Annotated in this window: 15 protein-coding genes; 11 read left to right on the top strand and 4 right to left on the bottom strand. The window is 60.4% G+C overall.

Annotated elements, in window-relative coordinates:
• Position 1: 1 nt before the first annotated feature.
• Both GGD46_RS32180 and GGD46_RS32175 read right to left on the bottom strand, forming a co-directional pair.
• Positions 2-1123 carry a thiolase family protein gene (locus tag GGD46_RS32180; protein WP_184711258.1) on the bottom strand — a complete coding sequence of 374 codons (1122 nt, stop codon included), beginning with the start codon at positions 1121-1123 and terminating at the stop codon, positions 2-4.
• A 29-nt stretch (positions 1124-1152) separates the two neighbouring features.
• Positions 1153-2805 carry an electron transfer flavoprotein-ubiquinone oxidoreductase gene (locus GGD46_RS32175; protein WP_184711284.1) on the bottom strand — a complete coding sequence of 551 codons (1653 nt, stop codon included), beginning with the start codon at positions 2803-2805 and terminating at the stop codon, positions 1153-1155.
• Between the two features lie 201 nt (positions 2806-3006).
• On the opposite strand from GGD46_RS32175, the gene GGD46_RS32170 reads away from it, so the two are divergent.
• On the top strand, positions 3007-3633 hold the full coding sequence (locus GGD46_RS32170; RefSeq protein WP_184711256.1) for a TetR/AcrR family transcriptional regulator: 627 nt from the start codon (positions 3007-3009) through the stop codon (positions 3631-3633).
• A gap of 105 nt (positions 3634-3738) precedes the next feature.
• On the opposite strand, the gene GGD46_RS32165 is transcribed toward GGD46_RS32170, so the two are convergent.
• Both GGD46_RS32165 and GGD46_RS32160 read right to left on the bottom strand, forming a co-directional pair.
• Positions 3739-4335, bottom strand: a complete 597-nt coding sequence (locus GGD46_RS32165; protein WP_184711254.1) for a TetR/AcrR family transcriptional regulator — start codon at positions 4333-4335, stop codon at positions 3739-3741.
• 214 nt (positions 4336-4549) lie between these two features.
• Positions 4550-5881, bottom strand: coding sequence for an MFS transporter (locus tag GGD46_RS32160; RefSeq protein WP_246806527.1), 1332 nt, complete (start codon positions 5879-5881; stop codon positions 4550-4552).
• A gap of 296 nt (positions 5882-6177) precedes the next feature.
• On the opposite strand from GGD46_RS32160, the gene GGD46_RS32155 reads away from it, so the two are divergent.
• From GGD46_RS32155 to GGD46_RS32110, 10 genes are all read left to right on the top strand, one after another.
• The gene (locus GGD46_RS32155) at positions 6178-7137 is read left to right on the top strand and encodes a hypothetical protein (RefSeq protein WP_184711252.1); all 960 of its coding nucleotides are present in this window, start codon (positions 6178-6180) and stop codon (positions 7135-7137) included.
• Positions 7138-7402: 265 nt separating this feature from the next.
• Positions 7403-9220, top strand: coding sequence for a ShlB/FhaC/HecB family hemolysin secretion/activation protein (locus GGD46_RS32150; protein WP_210325786.1), 1818 nt, complete (start codon positions 7403-7405; stop codon positions 9218-9220).
• Between the two features lie 10 nt (positions 9221-9230).
• Positions 9231-16415 carry a YDG domain-containing protein gene (locus GGD46_RS32145; RefSeq protein ID WP_184711250.1) on the top strand — a complete coding sequence of 2395 codons (7185 nt, stop codon included), beginning with the start codon at positions 9231-9233 and terminating at the stop codon, positions 16413-16415.
• Positions 16416-16545: 130 nt separating this feature from the next.
• Positions 16546-17094: an invasion associated locus B family protein gene (locus tag GGD46_RS32140; protein WP_184711278.1), complete on the top strand. Its 549-nt coding sequence runs from the start codon at positions 16546-16548 to the stop codon at positions 17092-17094.
• 186 nt (positions 17095-17280) lie between these two features.
• Positions 17281-17625, top strand: a complete 345-nt coding sequence (locus tag GGD46_RS32135; protein ID WP_184711247.1) for a YciI family protein — start codon at positions 17281-17283, stop codon at positions 17623-17625.
• A gap of 681 nt (positions 17626-18306) precedes the next feature.
• Positions 18307-18678, top strand: coding sequence for a hypothetical protein (locus tag GGD46_RS32130; protein WP_184711244.1), 372 nt, complete (start codon positions 18307-18309; stop codon positions 18676-18678).
• Positions 18679-18945: 267 nt separating this feature from the next.
• A complete protein-coding gene (locus GGD46_RS32125) occupies positions 18946-19860 on the top strand; it encodes a CheR family methyltransferase (RefSeq protein WP_246806526.1) in 915 nt (304 codons plus the stop codon).
• Positions 19861-20001: 141 nt separating this feature from the next.
• Positions 20002-21441, top strand: a complete 1440-nt coding sequence (locus tag GGD46_RS32120; RefSeq protein ID WP_184711240.1) for an oligosaccharide flippase family protein — start codon at positions 20002-20004, stop codon at positions 21439-21441.
• A gap of 263 nt (positions 21442-21704) precedes the next feature.
• Positions 21705-22679, top strand: a complete 975-nt coding sequence (locus GGD46_RS32115) for an AraC family transcriptional regulator (protein WP_184711238.1) — start codon at positions 21705-21707, stop codon at positions 22677-22679.
• 275 nt (positions 22680-22954) lie between these two features.
• Positions 22955-25509 (top strand): IPT/TIG domain-containing protein (locus GGD46_RS32110; RefSeq protein ID WP_313206351.1); only part of this gene is annotated, 2555 nt, incomplete at its 3' end.

Genomic DNA, 25509 nt, shown 5'->3' with positions numbered 1-25509 from the left:
GTCATGCCGCCTCCAGAACCATGGCGATGCCTTGGCCGCCGCCAATGCACTGGGTGGCGAGTGCATGGCGCCCGCCATCCCGCTTCATGAGCAGCGCCGCCTTGCCGACGAGGCGGGCGCCCGTTGCGCCCAGCGGATGACCGAGCGCGATCGCGCCGCCGTCGCGGTTGAGGCTGTTCGGATCGATATCAAGATCGCGGCAGCAGGAGAGTACCTGCACGGCGAAGGCCTCGTTCATTTCGATCACGTCGAGGTCGGCGACGGAGATGCCGGCGCGCTTGAGCGCCTTACGGCTTGCTTCGACCGGTCCGATCCCCATGATTTCAGGGGCGCAGCCCGTGATTGCATAGCCGGAAATGCGGGCAAGCGGCGTCAGCTCGTGACGCCTCATGAATGTTTCCGAGCAGACCAGTGTTGCGGATGCGCCGTCGGTCAGGGGCGAGGAGTTGCCGGCCGTCACCGTGCCGCCCGCCTTGAAGGAGGTCTTGAGACCGGCGAGTTTTCCCGCGTCGGTCTCGCGCGGGCACCCATCGGCCGTCACTTCGCCGATCGGCGCGATTTCTGCGGCCAGCCGGCCATCGGCGCGAGCGGCGAGCGCCTTGCGGTGGCTCTCCAGCGAATAGGCATCCTGTTCTTCGCGGGAGATGCCATAGCGATCGGCCAGGTTTTCTGCCGTCATGCCCATATTGAGAAAGGCGAGGCGCTGCGCGTCGCTCCAGGCTGGGTTCGGCATGGGGTTGAAGCCCATCATCGGCACGCGCGTCATGCTTTCGACGCCGCCCGCCACAAATGCGTCGCCCGCCCCCATCGAAATCGCGCCCGCGGCCATCTGGATCGCCTGCATGGCCGAGCCGCACCAGCGGTTGATGGTGGAGCCGCCGACCGATTGCGGCAAGCCGGCGATCAAGGCGGCACAGCGGGCGATGTTGAGGCCCTGTTCGCCTTCCCCAAAAGCGCAGCCGAGGGTCACATCCTCGATCGCGGCAGGATCGATCCCGGAACGCTCGACAATGGCCTTAATGACCTTGCCGGCCAGATCGTCCGGGCGAACCCCGGCAAGGGCGCCGCGAGAGCCGGGTGTAAATGGACTACGCAGGTAATCGACAATGTAGATTGCAGTCATGGCTATCTCACTCCTGTCCGGTGCGGGTGTCACATGTTGGGATAGTTCGGGCCGCCGCCGCCTTCCGGCGGAACCCAGGTGATGTTCTGCGAGGGATCCTTGATGTCGCAGGTCTTGCAATGCACGCAGTTCTGCGCGTTGATCACGAAACGCGGATCGGTCTTTGCCTGCTCATCGCCATAGACGACCTCGTAAACCCCTGCAGGGCAATAGAGCCGCGCCGGCTCGCCATAGAGCGGCAGATTGTGCTTCAGCGGGATTTCCGGATCGGCGAGCCGCAGATGGATCGGTTGCTCTTCAATGTGATTGGTATTCGACAAGAAGACCGAGGATGGCCTGTCGAAGGTTAGTACCCCATCCGGTTTGGGATAGCGGATGGGCTTCACGCCAGAAAGCGGCTTGAGGCTCTCGAAATCGGCCTTGTCGTGCCGCAGCGTACCGAAGAGTGAGGCGCCGAAGAGGGTATGCAGCCACATGTCGATTCCGCCGAGAGCGGCGCCGGCCAGCGTCCCGAAGCGCGACCATAGCGGCTTGACGTTGCGCACAGGCTTCAGGTCGCGCCCGACTACCGAGCCGCGCCAGCCGCTCTCATAGCGATCAAGCGTATCATTGGAGCGTCCTTCAGAAAGCCCGTCAAACACGGCATCCGCTGCCCCAATCCCGGAATGAATGGCGTTATGCGAACCCTTGATGCGCGGGACGTTCATGAAGCCCGCGGCGCAGCCGGTCAGCACGCCGCCCGGGAAGGCAAGCTTTGGCACGGACTGATAGCCACCCTCGGTCAGGGCGCGCGCGCCATAGGCGATGCGCCTGCCATCTTCGAAGGTCTTGCGGATCAGCGGATGCGTCTTGAAGCGCTGGAACTCATCGAACGGCGAGAGCGTCGGGTTCTTGTAGTCCAGATGCAGGACGAAGCCGACAGTCACCAGATTGTCGTCGAAATGGTAGAGGAACGAGCCGCCGCCGGTTTGCATGTCCAGCGGCCAACCGAACGAATGCTGGACTAAACCCTTGCGGAATTTCTCCGGCTTAACCTGCCAGAGCTCCTTGATGCCAATACCGAACTTCTGAACTGAGCGCCCTTCGGTGAGGTTGAAGCGATCAAGAAGCTGCTTGGTCAGGCTGCCTCGCGCTCCCTCGGCGAAGATTGTATAGCCCGCTCGAAGCTCCATGCCGGCGGTGAAATCGCTCTTCGGCTGGCCGTCGCGACCAATCCCCATGTCGCCGGTCGCAATGCCGGCCACCGCGCCATCCGAGGTGAAGAGAACCTCCGTTGCCGCAAAGCCGGGATAGATCTCGACGCCGAGCGCTTCTGCCTGCGCCGCAAGATAGCGCGCGACATTGCCGAGCGATCCGATGAAATTGCCATGATTGCCCATCAGCGGCGGCATCAGGAGATTGGGAAGGCGAAACGAGCCGGCCGGTCCGAGAAGGTAGAACCTGTCTTCGGTGACCTCTGTCGTCAACGGGCGCTCGGAATCGGCTCGCCAGTCGGGCAGAAGGGCATCGAGGCCGGAAGGATCGATCACGGCGCCCGATAGGACGTGGGCGCCGACTTCCGAACCCTTTTCGACAACCACGACGGAAATCGTTCGCCCTTCTTCGTTGGCGCGCTGCTTCAGCCGGATCGCTGCGGCAAGCCCGGCCACTCCGGCGCCGACGATCACCACATCGAAGTCCATTGCCTCCCTGTCGCTCAAGCTTTCCTCCTTGCCGTCACGAGATGCTTGTATCAAACGATTGTTACAGTTCGCAAGTGCAAAATTTCTTTCGCTGCTGCGAGGTTCCTGAGGGACGATCCGCGAGGCGATTTGGGAAAATCGTCCGTCTGCGCTATGAGCGTTGCGATATCAGCAACGAGTTGGAAGATGCCGGGAGAGGCAATGACCCAAGGCGATGGCCGCGGAAATGCAGATGGGCCGCAGAGTGCTTTAACGGGAGCCCTGCGGGAAAGCGGGCTGAGCGAGCGCCATAGCGCCATCCTGGAGGCTGCGGCGGCGCTATTTGCCGAGCGAGGCTATGCCGCGACGTCCGTGCGCGATATCGGCGAGCGGGTCGGCCTGCTTGGTGGCTCGCTCTATCACTATATCAAGTCGAAGGAAGCTCTGTTCGTCCGCATCCACCATATTGCTCTACAGGTGGCGGAAGATCGTATCCGGGCCGCTATCTCCCCGCTTTCCGATCCATGGGCGCGACTGGAGGCCGCATGCATCACCATGCTGGAAATCCAGCTCGACCCGAATTCGCTGACCATGCCGCTGATGAACGATTTCGCCTCCACGCCGGCTGAGATTCGTGAGCAGCTCGTTGAGAAGCGCGACACCTTCGAGCAGGTGTTTCGAGATCTGATTGCCGATCTGCCACTCAATCCCTCGCTCGATCGCGGCGTCTACCGTCTGCTATTGTTGACGCTTCTCAACAATGTCTCCGGCTGGTATCGCCCCGGCAGGATGACGCCGACGGAAATCGGCCGGCAAGTTGTTCAGATCTTCCGGCATGACCTAGTCTAGAACGAGTCGATTTCCGCTGTGGCTGCACGCAGTGGCCTTGCGGCAGCGCTGCCTCATCGAAGCGCGATCTGAGCGAAGTGAATCTCGTTAGCCCCCGTGAACTGGTCAGGGCTTGGCCGGCTCCGCGCAGCCATAGAGAATTGCCCGGCTCATCTCCCGGTAGCGGGCGGCAATTTCCTCCGGTGCTGGTGCAAAGAAGCTCTGATTGGTTCCGCGAGCACCGTCGCAGAGCAATTGCACCAGAGTTTTAATCGAGATCGAGGGTAGCAGCATCAGAAGACCGCTTACAACAGCCCGTTCCAGCAAGGCCGCGAAATCAGCCTGGAAAATTGCTGCAGCTTCAATCATCGCCGGGCGGCAGAGACGAAACGCGTAGTCGTTGACTTCAAGCGCATAGGGCGAAAGCGCCAGCTTTCTTCTGGTATCACCATATCGAACGTCGAGAATAGCTGTGATGATATCAAGAACATTTGCGCCCGTTGAGAGAAGCCGCCCGCCCTCCCGCAAACTGTCTCGCCGTGTGTTCTCATTGTTCTGCACAACCATCGCGTGGAAGGCTTCTTCCTTGCTGCTGAAGTGATGATAGAGGCCGCGACGGGTAATATTGCAGCATTTTGCCAGCTTGATCATCGTCATGGATTCATAGCCATGATCGAGAAAACTCTGCGTAATGTTGGAAACCAGGACTTCGTAGGCCGACATGCAATGCGCTTTCATCAATTCTTTTGGAGACGATCTATAAGAGCGGCGTGACGGTCTCACAAGAATGGCAAGTCTTCGATAAGCGGCCGATCCGTCCGGTCAGCGCTTCTGATGGAGCATTTCTGCTTTCTTCCGGCTTGTGGAAACGCGCCGGTTTGACAACGGTTCTCGGTGACGAAAGTAAAATGCATGACAATCTCGCTTCTCAAAGGTGTTATTGCCCCGGGACCGCCTGCTCTTTTATTGCGCTTGGCGCGCCATTGTCCGACCCGAGCCTGTAGTGGAAGCTCGCCACCAATCCCACCGCCGACGAGCTGACGAGACCAATGGTCGAAACGATGCTTACGGCGATCCCGATCGCCTTTGGATCGCCGATGATGGTCTGACTGACAAATCCGACCAATGTCGGGCCAAGGCCCATCCCGATCAGCGTAACGATCATAACGCCGATTGCCGACGTGACGCCACGCATGCGCGCCGGAGTGATATCCTGAAGCGCCGGCGGACCGTTCGCAACGATGATCGTGGACAGGAACGTCGCGATGGATATCAAGGTCAGTGCTGCATTCAGGCTTGGCGCGAAGGGTAGCGCCGCTGTAAACAGCGATGCTGCAAGTGCTCCGCTGCACATGAGCATCGGGCGGGCGGCCGCTATGCCCCGCCGAACCAGGCTATCGCCCAGTGTGGCGCCAAAGATCAGCCCTGAAACGCTGGAGGCGATGAATAATGGGCCAAGGACAAAGCCGACGTCTGTGGGCGGCATTTGGAACGTGCGGATCAACACACTCGGAACCCAGGCACTATAGCTGTAGGCTTCGATTGCCGCGAAAGCGAGGCAAAGGTAAAGGCTCGCGAACTGCACTCGATTATCCGCATAATAGGCGCGTATCTCCGGCGCGCCCGGTATAGTGCTCGGAGCAGAACCGGACTGTCTTTGAGGCTCTCTAAGGCTTGCCACCCAAAGGGCGACGGCGATGCCGGGAATTCCGACAACGACGAAGACGATCTGCCAGACATGTTGTATGCCGGGGATTTGCAACAGGCTTTCGGCCCGCAAGAATTGATGAAGCACTGTAGCGCTGAGGACAAGCGACAGACCGGCCCCAATATATGCGCCGGAGCTGAAGACGCCGATTGCAAATCCCCGTCGCCGCATTGGAAACAAATCGCTGATCAAGGAATAGGCAGCCGGCGCGAGGGCCGCTTCTCCCAGCGCGACACCCGCCCGGCATAGCAAAAGAGCTTCGAAACTGCCCGCAAAGCCGCAGGCGGCCGTCATGATGCTCCAGAAGGCGATCCCAATGGCGGCTATTCGCACCCGATTCCCGGTATCGACCCAGCGACCCAGCGGCAATCCACTTGCCGCAAGGACGATTGCGAAGGTGAAGCCCTGCAGGAGGCCGATTTGCAAGTCTGTCAGGTGAAGATCCTGCCTCAGGGGCTCGACCAGGAGACCAAGAATCTGCCGATCGAGGTAAGACAGGATGTACGCGATGGTCAGGACGCCCAAAGTATAAGACGGGACCATGGACTTGGGTGAGGGCATTCGCGCAGTTCCTTCTGGGAGAACCAGTGGATTTGGAGGGGATTGTGAAGCGCACCTTGGAATATCCAAGTTTCGGCAAAAGCGCCATCCGATCACAATTTAGTTCTCAGATTCCGATAATATGAGAAACAATCTCGTTGACAAGCTGCAGATGCTACGGCATTTTCTTCTCATATTATCTGAATATGAGAAGTTTTGGGCCTTTCGGTACCACAGTTTTGGGCAATGCGCGGATTTGACTGCGCAAGCAGGGACTTAGGATTGCTGCGCTGGCCCGCGTGCCAGCCGGAGGTCGCATGGGGCAGGTTATAGAATTCCGGGCATCGGTTTCGCCTCTCCCAAGGGAGGGCAGTCACGATCTGTCGCATCGTGACGTCGGGGAGATGACCGCGCTCGAGACCTTCCCACGCGCTGTTTTCTTTCTGGCATCGGGGATGTTTGAAGCGCACAAGATGTCGCCGCGCAAAGCAGCCTTGTTTGCGACACAGCAACGTTGGCTTCTCAGCCACGCTGCGGTCGCACATTATTTCCAGCCCTTTGTTAGCATTGAGCCGGGTCTCAGCCGCCGAAGCTTTGGCCTTCTCGGAACTTTCCTTGGTCTTGCCAGCCGCAACACGGCCTACACTTTTTTCGACGAGTCCATGAAATACGGGGTGATCGAGCCCGTAGACGATCGAGCGACCGGCCATGGACGATTGGCCAAGCCATCCTCCGAATCACTCTATCTCCTGGCTCTTTGGTACAAGCTCCACTTCCAGGCGCTCGACCTTCTCGATGGCCGGCGACGATATGCTCAATTCTCCGATCAATGGGAGACTTTGCTGCCGCTTATTCAGCCGATTGTCGCAAGCGCACTATTCCTCAGCGCCGATGTACGAGCCCCCGGTCCGCTTTATCGGATTTTCAGCTGGATCGATTCGGGTGGCTGGCTGATGGACAGGCTGGTTGCAGGCGTCGATCGCGAAGCATTTTCAAGACAAGACCGATGTGTCACGGACGTCCGCTCTATCGCGTATCTCGCCCGAGCCACCGGCCTTTCAAGCGCCCATACAAGCCGGAAAATTTCGGAAGCGCAGTCGATCGGCGGGTTGGGTTGGGTTGGGCGACCGGGGCATTCGCCGATGTGGATCTCACGCGATTTCTACGAGGAATATGCGCAGTTCCAGGCGCAGAAGCTGGCCATTCTCGATGGCGCGCTCGCCAATGCCCTAGCCGGACCTCTATCGGTTTCGCAAGGAGCGCTCCATTGCGAATGAGGCAATTCGCCTTGCCTGGCGGCATTTGCAACGACTGCGCTGCGGATAAACTTCGCATTTTCCCATGTCAAAAATGGATGCTGACGCCTCCAGTTGTTTTGATTAGTTCTTCTTCGAAAGCGAGTTGTAGCGGTGGTTTGCGGCAGCATTTATTCGGGCACTACAGGTTTTCCCAAGTAACGGCAGGCGGCTTTAAGCTGTTTCCTCGGAAATTCTATGGCCGGCGCACGCGGCTCCAGCAAATTTGGTTGGATAGGGGTTTATTTTGACGTTCGAATACCATCTTGCGCGATCCTGTGTCCTAGCCGCAGGCATTGCGGCCATTGCTGTAACGGCGCCGACATCTGTTGCGCTCGCGCAGACTGCGTCGCAGGTGACGCCGCAGACATTCGAGCCGCAACTGCAGAAGCAGAGCAGTGGCATCGTCATTCCCGAAGCCTCCGGCCCTGTGGCGCCCAAGGGGCCTGAGAAGCTGACGGTTCGGCTGAAGTCGGTCAAGGTCGAGGGCGGTCTTTCCGGCTTTGACGCGGATGAGGCGCGCGTGGCCAAGAGCCTCAGCGGCAGGCAGGTGACGGCGGCAGCCTTGTTCGAGGCGGCCGGCGAGCTGGAGCGGGCCTACTCCGCCAGGGGCTATGGCCTGGTGCGCGTCGTGCTGCCGGCGCAGCGCCTGGTCGACGGCGCGGTGTTGCGCATCGTCGTCATCAATGGCTTCGTCGAGCGCATCGACACCTCGCATCTGCCCGAGGCCGTTCGCGACCGCATCGCCCAAATCCTGGCGCCGCTGGTGGGCGAGAAGGGGATGTCCAACGACGAGATCGAGCGGCGGCTGCTTCTGGCCGGCGACCTGCCGGGCACGGTGCTGCGCTCGACATTGTCGCGCGGCACGCAGGCCGGCGGCAGTGTGCTGACGATCGAGGCACGCTACAAGCCGGTTACCGGCTTCATCTCCGCCGACAACACCTCCACCGAGGCGCTCGGCAAATACAATACCGGCATCGGCCTCGACTTCAATTCTGTGTTCGGCTTCGGCGAACTCTTCTATCTGCGCGCCTCGGGCGCACCGCGGTTCGGCGGCGACGAGGGCTATTTCACCGGCGCACCGCGCAACCGCTCGCTGGCAGGCGGCGTGACGCTGCCGATCGGCATCGACGGGTTGATGCTCAACCTCGAGGCCACTGCCTCGCGCACGACGCCTGAAGCCGGCCTGTTCGGGCTGCAGTTCATGTCGGACTTCACCCGCTATTCGGCGCGGCTCTCCTATCCGGTGATCCGCTCGCGCGAGTTCACCCTCAACGTCAATGGCGGCTTCGACGCCCAGGACGAAGAGCTTCAACTGCTAAACGGCGGCGGGCTGACTCTGTCGAAGGACCGGCTGCGCATTCTGCGCACCGGTGCGGATCTGTCCTGGTATGTCTCGGGCGATGCGCTCCTGAGTGCTGGTCTGACCGGCTCCTTCGGCATCAACGGGCTCGGTGCGCGCAGTGCCGCCGATGCCGATGCCAGCGGCACGCCCTTGTCGCGCCAGGGCGCCGATGCCGATTTCCAGAAGCTGGAAGTCAATCTTGGCTATCGCCAGCCGGTCGCCGAACATCTGGTCTTCGATCTCAAGGCACGGGCGCAAACCTCCTTCGGCCAGCCATTGCTCAATTCCGAGCAGATCGGCATTGCCTCTTCCGCGGGACTTTCGAGCTTTCCGAACGGTTCGATGCAGGGCGATGCCGGCTTTGTACTGCGCGCCGAGGCGCAATTCCCGTTTACGACCAGCTTCACCCTGCCATTCGGCTGGCCGGAGTTTCCGTCACAGCAGGGTACGAATCTTGCCGATGGCACCAGCACGGCCGGTGCGGTGCTTGTCTCGCCCTATGTGTTCGGCGCCTATGGCGGCGTGAAGCTCTACGATCCCACGGCATTGGAGAGCGGGTTCTCGCGCGGTGCGGCCTATGGCGTCGGCCTGCGACTGGCAGCGGCTGAACAGGCAAGCTTCAACAGCACCAATCTCAACCTGGAATATGGCCGCACCGAGCGCTTCGGCGACGGCAGCAACGACAACCGTTTCACCGTTTCGGCGGCATTCCAGTTCTAGGACAATCGTGATGACTAGACAGACGACCCGTATGACACTCTCGCATAGGACCCGTCTCGTTGCGCTGCTTGCCTCGACGGCGCTGGTGCATTCGACGGCAGTGCTGGCGCAGTCACTGCCTTCAGGCGGTCAGGTGGCAGCCGGCAGTGCGACGATCGGGTCGCCATCGGCAGGAGCTCTGACGATCAACCAGACGAGCGGCAGCGCTGTCGTCAATTGGCAGAGCTTTGACGTCGGCAAGGGCAACCGCGTCACCTTCGTCCAGCCCGATGCCAATTCGGCCATCCTCAACCGGGTGACCGGCCAGACGACGTCGACCATATCAGGCCAGATCAACGCCAATGGCCAGGTCTACCTGATCAATCCGAACGGCATTGCCATTACCAATTCCGGCACGGTCAAGGCCGGCGCCTTCGTCGCCTCGACGCTCGGCATCTCCGATGACGACTTCATGACCGGCAAGCGGACGTTTACCGGCAATGGCGCCTCGGCGCCGGTGACGAATGCCGGTACGATCACGATTAACCGCGGCGGCTATATGGCGCTGATCGGCGGCACGGTCGCCAATTCCGGTGTCATCACCGTGCCGATGGGCAAGGCAGCACTCGGGTCCGGCGAGCAGGCAACGCTTGATCTGTCCGGCGACGGCTTTCTGCAGGTGGCAGTGCCGACCAAGGCTAAAGGTAGTGGGGCACTGGTCGACAATAGCGGCAAGATTTCTGCCAGAGGCGGGACGGTACAGCTCACCGCAGCAGCGGCGAGGGACATGGCGCGCCAGGCGGTCAACATGTCGGGGACCATCGAGGCGAAGGGTGTCTCGGGCAGAAGCGGCGATATCGTGCTGTCGGGTGGCGATGGCGAAGTTGCCGTCACCGGCAAGATCGATGCCAGCAGCAAGCATGGCACCGGCGGCAAGGTGCAGGTGACCGGCCGCAAGATCACGCTTGCCAATGCGAAGATCAATGCCTCGGGCAAGACCGGCGGCGGCACGGTCAATATCGGCGGCAACCGCCAGGGCAAGGGGCCGCTGCAGCATGCCGAGACGCTGACGGTTGATGCCAATACCGTCATCCATGCCGATGCGGTCACGACAGGCCATGGCGGCAATGTCGTTCTGTGGTCGGATGATCTGACCCGCTTTGCCGGCACGATCACGGCGAAGGGCGGAGCGGTCTCCGGCAATGGCGGCGAGGTGGAGGTCTCCGGCAAGGCGAAACTCTCCTACACCGGCCTGACCGATCTGACCGCGGCGCATGGTTCCTTCGGCAATCTGCTGCTCGATCCCTATAATGTGACGATCTCGACGGCGACGGACAGCAATTCCTCCGGCTTCACGGCGACAGGCAATGACAGCATCATCAATGTCAACACGCTGACCAATGCGCTCGCAAGCGCCAATGTCACCGTGACGACGGGCTCGTCGTCGGATGCCACCAATCCGCAGGCCGGCATCATCACGGTCGCAGCGCCGATCAACTGGAGCGCGCTCACCACGCTGACGCTCGCGGCGGCATCGGACATCAACATCAACAGCGCGATCACGGCCAATGGCGGCCTTATCGTCTCTTCTGGCGGTACGATTTCTGCTCCGGCGGCGGTCAATGTCGGCGCCTTCGTGCTGGCTGCGGGCAACTGGGTGCAGAATAGCGGAACGCTGCCCGCCTTCTCGGCCAAGGACTTCCGCATCACCGATGGTACGTCCTTCCTGCGCGTCACCGGCGGTGATGGCACCAGCGCCACGCCCTACACGGTCGCGGATGTCTACGGCTTGCAGGGCATCGGCTCGCGCGGCGCCAATCTCGCCGCCAATTGGATCTTGGCTAATGACATCGACGCCTCCGGAACCGCGATCTGGAATGACGGCGCGGGATTCGTGCCCATTGGCGACGACTACACTCCCTTCCGCGGCACGTTCGACGGCAATGGCCACACCATCAGCGGTGTCACCGTTTCGTTGGCCGAGCGCCAATCCGACAACTCCCATTATCCGGGTTCTCCGACCTCAGCTGGTTTGTTCGGCGGCATCCTGGGTGGATCGATTAGCAATGTCGGGCTCGTCGGCGGATCGATCAGCGGCGGTTATGCCGGCGCGCTGGCGGGCGTAAGTGTGAATACGATAATCAATGGGTATGCGATCGGCGTTACGGTCAGGGCCAGCGCAGGCCCAGCCGGCGGGCTCGTCGGTATCAACGAAGGTACGATCACCAATTCCTATGCCACCGGCTCGGTCAGCGGGGTGAACTCCTCCGTCGGCGGACTGGTGGGTTCTAACCATTCCCAGGGCAGTATCACCAATTCCTATGCCAGCGGCTCGGTCAGCGGCACGGGCAGCCTTGGCGGGTTGACCGGTGACAACTACGGAACCATCACGACCTCGTTCTGGGACATGGACACCACCGGTCAGTCCTCGGCTTGCGGATCCTGTGGGGGTATCGTCTCCGCGACCGGCCTGACTACGGCACAGGCGCGCGATTCATCCCGTTACGCGGGCTTGGATTTTGCCAACACTTGGTACCAGGCCGGCGACATGCGGCCGATCCTGCGCTCGGAGGCTGCCGCCAACGGCGTCATCACCAATCTGCATCAACTCGCGCTGATCGGCGCGAACCTTAACGGCAACTACACGCTCGCCAACAATATCGACGCCAGCGAGACGTCGGGCACCAACGCCTCCGGCATCTGGTCGACGAACGGCTGGGTGCCGCTCGGGGACATGATGAACGCGGCGTTCAACGGCAACTTCAACGGCAACAACCACACCATCAGCGCCCTCACTGTGAGCGGCAATGACTTTGTTGGTTTGTTCGGAGTGTCGAGGGGATTGATTAGCAATGTGGGGCTTGTTGGAGGGTCGGTCAGGGGCGTCAACTTGTATGTCGGCGCGCTGGTTGGCTACAATTCCGGTTCGATCAGTAATTCCTACAGCACCGCTACCGTCTCTGGTGGAGGTTTAGTCGGCGGGCTGGTCGGCCGGAACAACTTCGGCAGCATCAGTAATTCCTATGCCAGCGGCACCGTCAGCGGCAGCCAAGAAGTGGGTGGGCTGGTTGGCGAGAACTACTCCGGCAGCATCAGCAATTCCTATGCCAGCGGCGCCGTCAGCGGTGGTTTCCAAATTGTTGGTGGTCTGGTGGGCTATGACCAGGGAGGTACGATTTCCAACGCCTATGCGACCGGATTAGTTGGCGGCAGCTCCAACGTCGGAGGTTTGGTGGGCGCCACTAACAGCGGTTCCAATTTCACCAATAGTTTCTGGGACATCGACACCACAGGACAGCCTTCCGGTTATGGTTCTAATCTCGGGACATTTTCCGCAACCGGCCTCACCACGGCGCAGATGGCCGATCCCTTCAGCTTCATCGATGCCGGGTGGGATTTCGCCAATGTCTGGGGCAAATCGACAAGCGGCGCCAATGGTGGCTACATGATGCTGCGCTCGCTCAGCAGCGGGCTCTATGACGACTATGTCAAGATCGGTAACGGCACGCGGAGCTATGGCGACGCCAATTCTGCGATTACCGGCGCGACGCTGTCGGGCGTCGGCACAGGCAATGTCTCGCTTGCCTGGGGCAGCGCGATTACGGGCACGACCAATGCCGGGACCTACAATTATTCCGACCCCGATATCGTCTCGGTGACGGAGAACGGTCCTCGCACGGCCTATATCGATTATAGCGGCACGCTGACGATTTCGCAGCGCGTGCTGAGCATGACCGGCAGCCGAACCTATGACGGCACAACCAATGTCGCCGCCGGCAACCTGTCACTCGGCAATCTCGCCAATGGCGAGACGCTGACGCTGACCGGCGTGGGCTCCATGGCGGACAAGAATGCCGGCACCGGCAAGGTGCTGTCGGTTGGCACGCTGTCGCTCAGCAATGGCAGCGGCCTGGCCTCGAACTATACGTTGATCGGCGGCACCGACACGGTCGACATCGCCAAAGCGACGATCTCCGACATCACCGGTATCACGGCAATCAATAGAACCTATGACGGCACGACCAATGCGGCGTTGAACACGGCGGATGCCGTCTTTAACGGTATGATCGCCGGAGATAGTCTGACGGTCAGCGGCGGCACCGGCGCCTTCGCCGACAAGAATGTCGGCACCGGCAAGACGGTCAGCATCTCCTCGCTTTCGCTCGGCGGCACAGACGCCGGCAATTATATGCTTACCTCCAATACGGCGACGGCGACGGCCGATATCACCAAGGCGACGATCTCTGCGATCACTGGCATCACCGCCGGCAACAAGACTTATGACGGCACGACCAATGTGGCGCTGAACACCGCGGGTGCGGGCTTCACCGGCATGGTCGCCGGCGACGCGCTGACGGTTGCAACCTCCAGCGGTGCCTTCGCCAACAAGAATGCCGGCACCGGCAGGACGGTCAATATCTCCGGCCTGATGCTCGGCGGCACGGATGTCGGCAACTATACGCTTGCCTCCGATACGGCGACGACCACGGCCGATATCGCCAAGGCGACAATCTCTGCGATCACTGGCATCACGGCGAACAACAAGACCTATAATGGCAACACGACTGCCGTGCTGAACACGGCGGGTGCCGTCTTTAACGGCATGATCGCCGGAGATAGTCTGACGGTCAGCGGCGGCACCGGCGCCTTCGCCGACAAGAATGTCGGCACCGGCAAGACGGTCAGCATCTCCTCGCTTTTGCTCGGCGGCACAGACGCCGGCAACTATACGCTTGCCTCTGATACGGCGACGGCGACGGCCAACATCACCAAGGCGACGATCTCCGACATCACCGGCATCACGGCAATCAATAGAACCTATGACGGCACGGCCAATGCGGCGTTGAACACGGCGGATGCCGTCTTTAACGGTATGATCGCCGGAGATAGTCTGACGGTCAGCGGCGGCACCGGCGCCTTCGCCGACAAGAATGTCGGCACCGGCAAGACGGTCAGCATCTCCTCGCTTTCGCTCGGCGGCACAGACGCCGGCAATTATATGCTTACCTCCAATACGGCGACGGCGACGGCCGATATCACCAAGGCGACGATCTCTGCGATCACTGGCATCACCGCCGGCAACAAGACTTATGACGGCACGACCAATGTGGCGCTGAACACCGCGGGTGCGGGCTTCACCGGCATGGTCGCCGGCGACGCGCTGACGGTTGCAACCTCCAGCGGTGCCTTCGCCAACAAGAATGCCGGCACCGGCAGGACGGTCAATATCTCCGGCCTGACGCTCGGCGGCACGGATGTCGGCAACTATACGCTTGCCTCCGATACGGCGACGACCACGGCCGATATCGGCCAGCGTGTCGTCAACCTCTCGGGCAGCCGCACCTATAACGGTTCGACGGATCTCGATGCCTCGATCTTCACGCTGTCGAACCTGGTCGGCCGCGAAACGCTGACATTGTCCGGCACCGGCACCATGTCCGACAAGAATGCCGGCTCGGGCAAGGGCGTGACGCTTGCGTCACTGACTCTGGGCGATGGCACGAATGGCGGCCTTGCCTCGAACTACACGCTGGCGGGCGGCACGGACACGGTCGATATCACCAGGGCTATGATCTCATCGATCGGCGGGATCACCGCCAACGGCAAGATCTATGACGGTACGACGGACGCGACTTTGAACACAGCGGGCGCTGTCTTCAACGGCATGGTGTCAGGCGACACGCTTACGCTGGGCAATGGCTTCAGCGGCGCCTTTTCCGACAAGAATGCCGGCACGGGCAAGACGGTCACCATCTCCGGCCTGTCGTTCGGCGGCGCGGATGCCGGCAACTATCTGCTGGCTTCCAACACGGCCACGACACTTGCCGACATCGCCAAGCGCGCCATCACGGTCACGGCCGACAGCGCACACCGTACCTATGGCGATGCCAATCCGGGCTTCACCTATACCGCCGGCGGGAGCGGCCTCGTTGCGGGCGATACGCTCTCAGGGGCGCTGGCCACCTCCGCGACGACGGCGTCGGGGATCGGCAACTATGGCATCACACTCGGCACGCTTGCTAACTCGAACTACGACATCAGCTTTACCGGTGCCAACCTGACGGTCACTCCGCGTGCGATAACGGTGACGGCGGATGCCAAGTCGAAGATATATGGCGATGCGAACCCGGCGCTGACTTATACAACCTCGGGCCTGGTCAATGGCGACATGCTTTCCGGATCGCTTTCGACCGCGGCTGGGCAATATTCGAATGTGGGCGGCTACGGGATCACTCTCGGCAGCCTCGGCAACGCCAATTACGCGATCACCTATAATGCGGCCAACCTGACGGTCACTCCGCGTGCGATGACGGTCACGGCGGATGCCAAGTCGAAGATATATGGCGATGTAAACCCGGCGCTGACTTATACAACCTCGGGCCTGGTCAATGGCGACATGCTTTCCGGATCGCTTTCGACCGCGGCTGGGCAATATTCGAATGTGGGCGGCTACGCGATCAACCAGGGCACGCTCGACAATACCAACTATGCGATCAGCTATACGGGCGCAGATCTCACGATCAATAAACGTGCGATCACGGTGACCGCCAGCAACCAGAATCGCAGCTATGGTGACACGTCGCCGCTTGCCTATTCGGTTGGTGGCGGTGGGCTCGTCAACGGCGATAGTCTGACGGGTGCACTGTCTGGCGTGACTGGCACGACAGGGGTGGGCACCTATGCCATCACGCAGGGCACCCTTGCCGCGTCCGGCAATTACGCGCTCACGTTCTCCGGCACCAACCTTACGGTCGGCAAGCGGACCATTATTGTTGCCGCCAACAATGCCAGCCGTACCTATGGCGATCCCAATCCGCCCTTCAGCTATAGTGTCGGCGGTGCAGGCCTCGCCAACGGCGACCTTTTGGCGGGCTCGCTTACCTCGGCGGCTGATCGGAGCTCAAATCCCGGCAGCTATGTCATCAGCCAGGGAACACTTGCCGCCTCGTCAAACTACGACTTGAGTTTCATCGCTGGCTTGTTGAAAGTCACGGCAGCGCCATCTATCCCGAGCATGGATCTTGCAAGTTCGACGGTGCCGCGATCCTTGGTTCCGGACACGGAACCGCTGCCGCCGGTTCCCGGCGGAGACGGGGGCGCCTTCTCTGTCTCGGATGATGGCTCGCACGACTTTTTCACCGATCCGCGCTTCGGCGGCACGGTCGTCTGCCTTGAAGACGGGGCCAGTTGCGTCGTCCAGCCGGCCAGGCCCTAGCCATGCGGCGAAGGCGTATCCCGTTGGCTCCCGCCGAAACTAACTGCCGTTGCGGCCAAGTGCCGGAAACAGAAGATGGTGTGCCCAGTACCCCATCCGATCTTGAATTGAAAAAGGAATTTGCAACGTGATGATCATCGATAATCTTCAGCGTCAGGCATGGGCCGTTATCGGATCGGCCGCCCTTGCCGGCCTCCTGCTTGCAGCAGCATCCGCCTCGGCGGCATCTTTGCCGGGTGGCGCTGGTTCGCTTGTCGAAACCTATCAAGACTGGATCGTCGCCTGCCAGGCACAGAACAATACGACGCAATGCGTGATGCGGCAGGTGCAAAGCAACAAGGAGACCGGCCAGAACCTCCTGACGGTTGAATTCGCCAATGCTGCCGATGGCAAGCTGCAGGCTGCGTTGCTAATGCCTTTTGGCCTTGCGCTTGCCCAGGGAGTTTCCGTCCGAATAGACGATGCGCAAGCAACGAGCCCGGCGGCCTTCTCGACCTGCATCCCGCAGGGGTGCCTTGCATCCGTCGCTTTTGATTCCGGCCAGGCGGCGAAGCTCAAGACCGGAACCAGTCTCAACGTAAGCGCAACCGCGCTGGCGCCGCCCCAGCCGATCGCGCTCAAGGTTTCCTTAAAGGGCTTTTCCGCTGCACTTGCCCGTGTCGGCGAGCTGACCAAGTGAGAGGCCGCATTTGCGGCCGACATGAGGGAGGCAGGCGTTCGAACACTTGCGCCATGATGGAGCGGGCATTTGCAGGCGCAGGGAATTTTCCTTCCTTGTTTTCAAATCTTTTCGGGTGCTGTCGATTTTCCATCTCGCCATTCGTCTCAGTCGCGCTAGGAAATGAACGCGTCACGGGAGACAGACATGAAATTTGCATTGTTGATCTATGGAAATGAAAGGGAATGGGCGGAAGCGAGCGATAGCGACCGGGAAGCGGAATATGCCGCTCACTATCGCCTGACGGATGGTTTGAAGTCCAACAGTGCCTTGTTGATCGCCGAAGAGCTTCAGCCCACGATTGCTGCGACAACTGTGCGCATGACCAAGGGAGAGCCTGTCATCACCGACGGCCCCTTTGCCGAAACGACGGAGCACCTGGGCGGCGTATATATTATTGAAGTACGCGACCTGGATGAGGCGATTGCATATGCCCGGGAATTGCCGGGGACTACCGAGATCCGGCCAATCGTCGACCACGCCAGATCGTAAGCCGTTCGATCATTGATTTCTTGATACGACAAGAGGTGAGCGCAGCCATAATCACTGGGCTCACAGCACCGATATTTGATACCTCCAAGCGGCCATAAGGTGCTCGATGCACAAGTGCCCATGGCCTCTTTCCATCAATCAGATACATGCGACGCCGATCCTTCCAGCCGAAACCGAATGCGGAAGGAGGAACAATTAGTGCGGAAGGCGCACAGAATTTAGTCCGATTTGGCAACTGGAAAGCTGTCACACTGGTAGTAGACTTTAGATCTCACAAATGTCGAGGGGCGATGCGGCTAAGAGCGCCGGTGCGCTCGTCGGTGAAAAAAGGCCGGTCAGGCGGTTCGACTCCGCGGCCGCAACCTCACCCCGCGACATCAGTCAGGCTCGCCGCAGCGAAAGGCCGGCTCCGAAACAACCGCTTGCGCCTCGACCACTCCAACGCCGTCAACCACACCGGCTGATCGGCTCCTCCATCGAAGCCTATTGTCTTACGGGGGCGGCCCTCCATTCGTCACGATCCCATATAGTCCTCATTTCGCAGCTGCTACGTTGCTGTGCCGTTAACACGGCATTCATCGGCGCCATACGCAAATCCATCCGTGCGATACTCCCTTCGGTTGACCCGCGGCTACGCTTTGCCGAATTGAAGTGGGAGATGGCCGCGCCTAGAAACCTCATATGAGGACGCTCGGCATCACATTCTCTCAGAACTTCGTCATGATCGCCTGCCTGCTGGCCTCGATGGCGCTTGCCTTGAATGCGCTGCATGTCCATTCAGGAAGCCATGTTCACGGGCTGTATCAGACAGGCCTCTCCGCCGGGCCGTCAACCGCCCTGCATGAATGCGCCATGTCCATGCGTGGCGCTCAAGGCGCAAAGCTGCGCCAGCTGATGTGCCTTCGCAAACCCTGTAGCGCCGCCTACTACATCTCCGACGTGATCTGTCCAGCCGCCTTTCCCCAAATAGGTGGGGTCGTGCTGGCACACTATGCCTGGAACTGGCCAGGACTGAGCGCTCACGCTCCTTGGAGCTTTCATTATCCACCATAGAGCGCCGGTCCGCACCGGCTCGCATTTTTCCGCTCGGTGGGACCCATCGCCCGTTGTGCCAGGTGTCGAGCTCGCGCACAGACAGATAAACATGATCGTCGAGTGACGGGCCGACCACGAGGGTACCGGTTGGCAAGCTCGAATGGAGCCCGTCGATGATAGCGCAGTTCAGCCGTTCGGTTCATGGGACCGTCCCGCCTTAAAATTGGGTTCCTGTCGCCTGTCCGGCCAACTCAACGGTCGGCTGCGCATTTGAAGGAGTTTTCGATGTCGACCACCATGACTGATTTCAACTTCGTCTATCAGACACCCCTTCGCCTTTGTCGTGTGATCTGGGAGACTATTCCGGGGTCCTTGCGGCGGACGCCGATCATGTTCCGCGTGGGGCGCTACATCTACCGGACATTCATCAGAAATACTGTGCGGTTTCAGTCCCACTATACGCATTTCATGCGCAATCCACCGCTGCTTTCGGTGATCGGAGCGTTGGCTTCGCACTTTCCCGCAAGCGGCGAGATGAAGATCGCGTCGATCGGCTGCAGCACCGGCGCCGAGCTCTATTCCTTCCTCTATGCGGTCAAGACGGCGAGACGTGATCTACACGTCACAGCAAAGGGTGCTGATATATCGGAGGCCGTCGTCGAGGTGGCAAGACGCGGCATCTATCATCCGGACGTTCCCGCTGCCGAAGGCGGTTTATACGCTGCCGGCAGGGCGGAGGTCGCAAGTGCGGACGTGCCGTCGCTTGTCGAGATCCTGGAGCCTCTTCCGGATGGCTCGCTTAGGGTCAAGGACTGGCTGAGAGACGATGTCACCTGGTTGACGGCGGACGCGACCGACGAGAGATTATCGAGCCGCCTCGGGCAGCAGGATCTTGTGCTTGCCAATAATTTCATGGGGCCGATGGAAGACGAACTGGCCGAACGATGCCTGGCCAATGTGATGAGGTTGGTCGCTCCGGGTGGATATCTGGTGGTCGATGGGATCGACCTCGACCTCAAGACCAAGGTGCTGAAAGCCTCATGGTTCCGGCCCGTGCTGACGAACCAGGAGGAAATATGGGCCTCGGAGAGTGTAAGAGGTGGATGGCCATGGGTTCGCTGGGCCCGGGAGCCGCTCGACCGTAGCGAGGCTGACTGGGCCTATCGATACTCGGTGATCTTTCAACATGGAGAGCGTTGAGCCCTCAGCCTGAACCTGGCCGCAGGCGCTGCCCGCCAAGCAGGCAGCGTCGGCGATCCGACAATTGGTACATTGACGATGTCTTTATCGATCAAGGACAGCAATCCGCAGAAACCAGATCAATCGCGGGCGAGAGGCGCTGTGATAGGTCGGTTTCTGCCGATGATCCTATCCGGCGGACTATGGATCGTTACCGCCAAAATTGTGTCGCAATTGTCCCAGGTCGCGACCTTCTTCGTTGCGGCACGCATGTTGAGCCCCGCAGAGTTCGGGCTTTTCGCCTTCGCCTCGGCCATCGCCATATTGCTGCTGGTGGTGGCGGAAGGGGGATGGGCGGAGTTCATAATGAAAGCACGAGACGGTGATGACTGCTTCGATCAAGTCGCCACCATCTCGCTTTTCAGTGGCGGTTCGTTCACGATTGTCGGCTTGCTGGTCGCCGCCATATTTTACGCCCTGACGGGCAATGGAACACAGGCTGCGCTTCTTGCCCTGTTCGGTTGCTGGATGCTGCCGGCAGCGCTGACGGCCGCTTTCGATGGGAAGCTCGTCGCCTCGGGCCTTTTGCGTCAGCGTGCGATCGTCAGAATAGCCGGGGAATTATCGGGCCTGATGACCGCAATAATGCTGCTCAGCCTGCATGGGCAGGCATCAGCGCTGGCTGCAGCCAAAGTCGTCGGTCAGCTCGTTCTTTTGGTCGGATCGGCGCATGTGGCGATGCGGCTGCCGCGTCTGCATTTGACGAGGCCTGTATTCGGCGAAGTCATGGCGTTTTCGCGTCAGATCGTCGGCAATCGCCTGGTGGTCTTTCTCGGCTCCTATTCGGGTACCCTTGTTGTCGGGAGCTTTCTCGGAATTGCGGATGCCGGCTTCTACCGAGCGGCGGAGCGTGTCGTTGCCGTCGTGTCCGAACTGTTGGCGGAGCCGGTACGGTCGTTAAGCTGGGTTGTTTTCCGGCGCGCGCATCTTCAGGGCGCGGAGCAGACCGGCTCTGCCGGGGCTCGTTTCGTTCTTGCTCTTCTTGCCATTGCCGCGCCCATGTATCTCGGGCTGGCACAGATATCCGAGCCGGTCGTGCGGCTGATGCTTGGCGAGGCCTGGATGCCCGCGTCCTCCATCATTCCCTTTCTTTGCTTGCGGCAGCTGTTGCTTTCGCCGGGCTACATCAATGAGGCGTCGCTGTCGGTCGTTGGACGGATCGGCTACCGGCTTCCTGTCACCCTCTTGAATGTTGCCGTGTCTCTTGCTGTGGTTATCGTGGTGGCGCGCCTCGGGCTGCGAGAGCTGGCAATCGCACAATGCTATACCGCGGTTCTGGCGCTTGCGACCTGTATCGGACTACAGGCGAGGATAGCGGGGGTGGATTGGCTGGCGATTTCTAAGGGTTTCGTCCTCATCATCCTCCCGTCGAGCCTCATCATGGTCGTGACTGTCATGCTGGTCCGACAGGAATTTTCCGGCAGCCTCGCCTGGAGGACGCTTGGCGCCCTTCAGATCGTCACGGGCGCGTTCGCCTATACTGCCATCTTGGCAATGTTGTTCGCATTGAACAGACGTCTGCGCTGGATCCTGCTGACATAGAGGGCGTGATCGAAGCGATCAGGCTGTGTCTCACGCCCGGATATTTCGGCCGAGCTTCGCCGGCTGGCAGCGGTAGCCGTCCCGGGGGAAGGTAAGGCAACACTTTCGTCAACTATATTGCCTGCAATGCGTTTTCATATAAACAATAGAGGCTTGATTTTTCATCGGATTGCCGCTTCACCCACAGGAGCGGTGACGGAGTATTTTTGCCGAGATTTATATTTGCGATGGTCGTTCCTTACTCAAGCTTCGATACCAGAATTTTGCCCGCCAAAATCGCGCGCGAGCTATGGCGCGATCTGATCAGCGTCTTGTTCGATGCCCAGCCGACCGGCGCCTCGAATGACGACTTTTTCGTTGGACTGGATGCCTGGCTCGTCGACGGCGTTGGTTTTGCGTCGATGAAAGCCTCTCCACATCGCTTCAATCGGTCGCGCAACAAGATCGCTCGCGACGGGATGGACGGTTATCTGCTGCAGTTCTACACGGATGGTGAAAGCCAGGACTGGAACGGGCGCTATTCGGCCCGCAAGGGTGATCTCTATGTCCTGGACATGGCGCGGCCGATATCAACGGCCACCAACCCGCATTCTCATATCGATATCGTCGTTCCGCGGAGGTTGCTGGCACCGCTTCTCAAGCAGCCGGATGACAGTCATGAACTGGTGCTGGATGCCAATCTCCCGCTCGTCAGCCTGTTGAGGAGCACGGCCTCCTGCTACCTGCAGAATCTCTCTCGATTTTCCGTAGGGGAGGCGCAGGCCTCGCTCGCGCCCTTGCTGGGTCTTGCGGCGGCGGCGATCAACGGCAGCATTACCGAAGACAATAGCAGCGCGGTCGACACCGCGCTTCTCGCCCGCATCCGGCAATATATCGACCTCAGAATATTCGACCCCTCCCTTTCCCTGGAGGGGGTTCTCGGAGCATTCGGTGTTTCCAGGCGCACGCTCTATCGCTTGTTCGAGCCATTTGGCGGCTTTCAATCCTATGTCCGCAAGCGCCGTCTGGATCTTGCGCGTCGGGCCTTGCAGACCGGGCCCATGCAGTCGCTGTCAATCTCGGAAATTGCGGAGATGCACGGTTTCTCAAGTCCCGAACTTTTCGCACGCAGCTTTCGAAAGCAGTTTGGTCTCACTCCGAGAGAAATGCGTTTCCACGCTGGCGATGGGCTTCCTGATGTGGAAAACGCGGGCCAGCATGAACTGTGGTCCCGTTGGGTCATCGACATAGGCCGGTGATACCGGCTACCTCCGCGTCACGGCTCCCCGGTCAGAGTGGCACACACAGACCGGTTTTCGGCACAGGCGGTCAGATACTCGCTCTTTCATCCATTCAGCTTTGCAGCCTGCACCTGCGGATTGCTAGCAATCAAATCAGGTGTTGGCGTCGCGTGGGATCGACTCGCCAGAGCACCGCTTAGCCGTGTGGCGGCAAGATTGGCCAGTGGCTCGCAAGTGTCACTGAAGGGTTGGGGCGGGATCGGCTTGCTGTGGCAAGGTCCCGGAGCAAGGGCGTGTATACATTGCTGTTGGTATCGAGAGTTCTGCGCGAAAGCGCTGTCCGTTTCGCAAGGTTCGTCATTCTTGTCGCAACCCTGCTGTTCGCCACGATCGCGGCAGCGAATGCGGACTGCAGGGTAACAACCGATTCTGCCGACAGCGCGAGCATCGCATTCAATCAGGCAAACAATACAGTTGGCCTTTGCGTGACGCATCCGAGCGTCTTATGGGGATTGTTTGTCAGATCAGGTCTCGATGCCATGGTCCAGGCGCCGATGTTGGCGATGTCCCCCACACCGTCCAACCTCACCATAACCACCGCAAAGGCTCAATACACACTGGTGCCAGTCGAAGGGGCCGACGCCTCCTATCCGGAATATGACATTACGCTCAATTCCGCGACGTCGACAGGGGCGGATTCGTTCACGCTCTGGTACGCGAGTGATTGTTCATATGACCCACAGGTGGGTGGTCTTTGCACTGGTGTCGGCCAAACAAACCGACCGTTCACGGTTAATGTAAAGCTAACCTGGCCGGCGGTGACGTCGGTTTCACAAACACAAGGTCCGGCGGCAGGCGGCACGATCGTCAAGTTGACCGGCATAAACTTTACCAATGTAACGACGGTGTATTTCAACGGAACGGCGGCTCCGACCTTTAACATCGATAGCGATACGCAGATGACCGTGACCACTCCGCCCGGTACCGGAACCGTTCATATCCAGGTGGCGACGACCAGCGCTACAAGCTCCGCCACATCGGCCGATCAATTCACCTATGTCGCGGCACCGGCGGTCACGTCGGTTTCACCCGTCTCAGGCCCGGCCAGTGGCGGTACGAGCGTTACAATCAACGGTGTGAACTTGAGCGGGGCAACGGCGGTGACCTTCGGCGCGACGGCAGCGACGAGCTTCACGGTCAATTCACCGACGCAGATCACGGCAACCGCGCCCGCGGGCACTGGAAAGGTGGATGTCCTCGTGACAACCGTAGGCGGCACAAGTGCTGTCTCGAGCGCCGATCAGTTCACCTATATCCCGCCTCCCGTCATAAGCTCGATCTCGCCGACATCGGGGCCGGCGGCTGGCGCTACGACGGTTGTCGTCACCGGTGCAAATTTCACAGCGGCAACTGCGGTTACCTTTGGCTCGACGGCAGCGACGGGCTTCACGGTCAATTCCCCAACGCAGATCACGGCGACGGCGCCAGCGGGCACGGGAACGGTCGATATTCGGGTAACGACGGCAGGTGGTGTGAGCGGAACATCGAGCGCTGACCAGTTCACCTATATTCCGCTTCCGGCCGTAACGGCCATATCCCCGACGGCGGGCGCTCTGGCTGGCGGAACGGCGGTTAACATTACCGGCACGGGTTTCACCAATGCAACGGCGGTAACCTTTGGCTCGACGGCGGCGACGAGCTTCACGGTTATTTCGTCGACATCGATCGCGGCGACGGCGCCAGCGGGCACCGGCGTGGTCGATGTGCGCGTGACGTCACCGGGCGGCACGAGCGCGACGACTGCAGCGGATCAATATACCTATGTTGCTGCTCCAACGATCAGTGCGATCTCTCCGTCGGCGGGTGCTGCGATGGGCGGGACGACGGTGACGATTACCGGCACGGACCTGACGGCGGCGACCGCGGTCACCTTCGGTGCGACGGCGGCGACAAACTTTACAGTCAATTCGGCGACACAGATGACTGCTACCGCACCGGCGGGTACCGGGACGGTGGATGTGCGGGTGACAACATCAGGCGGCACGAGTGCGACCTCCGCTGCCGACCAGTTCACCTATATTCCTGCTCCAACGATATCGGCAGTTTCACCGAGCTCAGGCCCAACGGCTGGCGGCACGACCGTCGTTCTTTGGGGGACAAGCCTGTCTGGCGCAACAGCGGTGAGGTTCGGTGCGCAGACGGCCACCTTCACCGTCAACTCCGCAACGCAGATCACGGCAACAGCACCGGCGGGCACGGGAGCGGTGGATGTGACGGTCACGACGGGCGGCGGCACGAGTGCGACGTCTGCGGCGGATCAATATACCTATGTTGCGCCGCCAACGATCACGTCCGTTAGTCCGACCTCCGGTCCGACCGCAGGCGGGACCTCGGTTATTCTGACGGGAACGAACCTGGCCGGCGTGACCTCGGTGAAGTTCGGCGCGCAAACTGCCACGTTCACGATCAACTCCGCCACGGCGATCACGGCCGTGTCTCCGGCCAATGCGGCTGGAACATACGATATCACGGTGACCACAATCGGCGGGACCAGCTCGACCTCCGGCTCCGATCAGTTCACCTATGTTGTGCCGCCAACGATAACGTCCGTTAGTCCGACGTCCGGTCCGACCGCGGGCGGGACCTCGGTCATTCTGACCGGAACGAACCTGACCGGCGTGACCTCGGTGCGGTTCGGCACGCAGACGGCCACGTTCACGGTCAACTCGGCAACGCAGATCACGGCGGTTTCGCCGGCCAATGCGGCTGGAACATACGATATGACGGTGACGACCGCGGGTGGGACGAGTACGACGTCTGCGGCGGATCAGTTCACCTACATTGCTGC

Origin of the sequence: Martinezella lusitana, from assembly GCF_014207095.1 — a bacterium.
GTDB lineage: Bacteria > Pseudomonadota > Alphaproteobacteria > Rhizobiales > Rhizobiaceae > Rhizobium > Rhizobium lusitanum_B.
The sequence above is the reverse complement of the archived record's forward strand: the minus strand, read 5'-3'. Positions and strand labels throughout refer to the sequence as shown.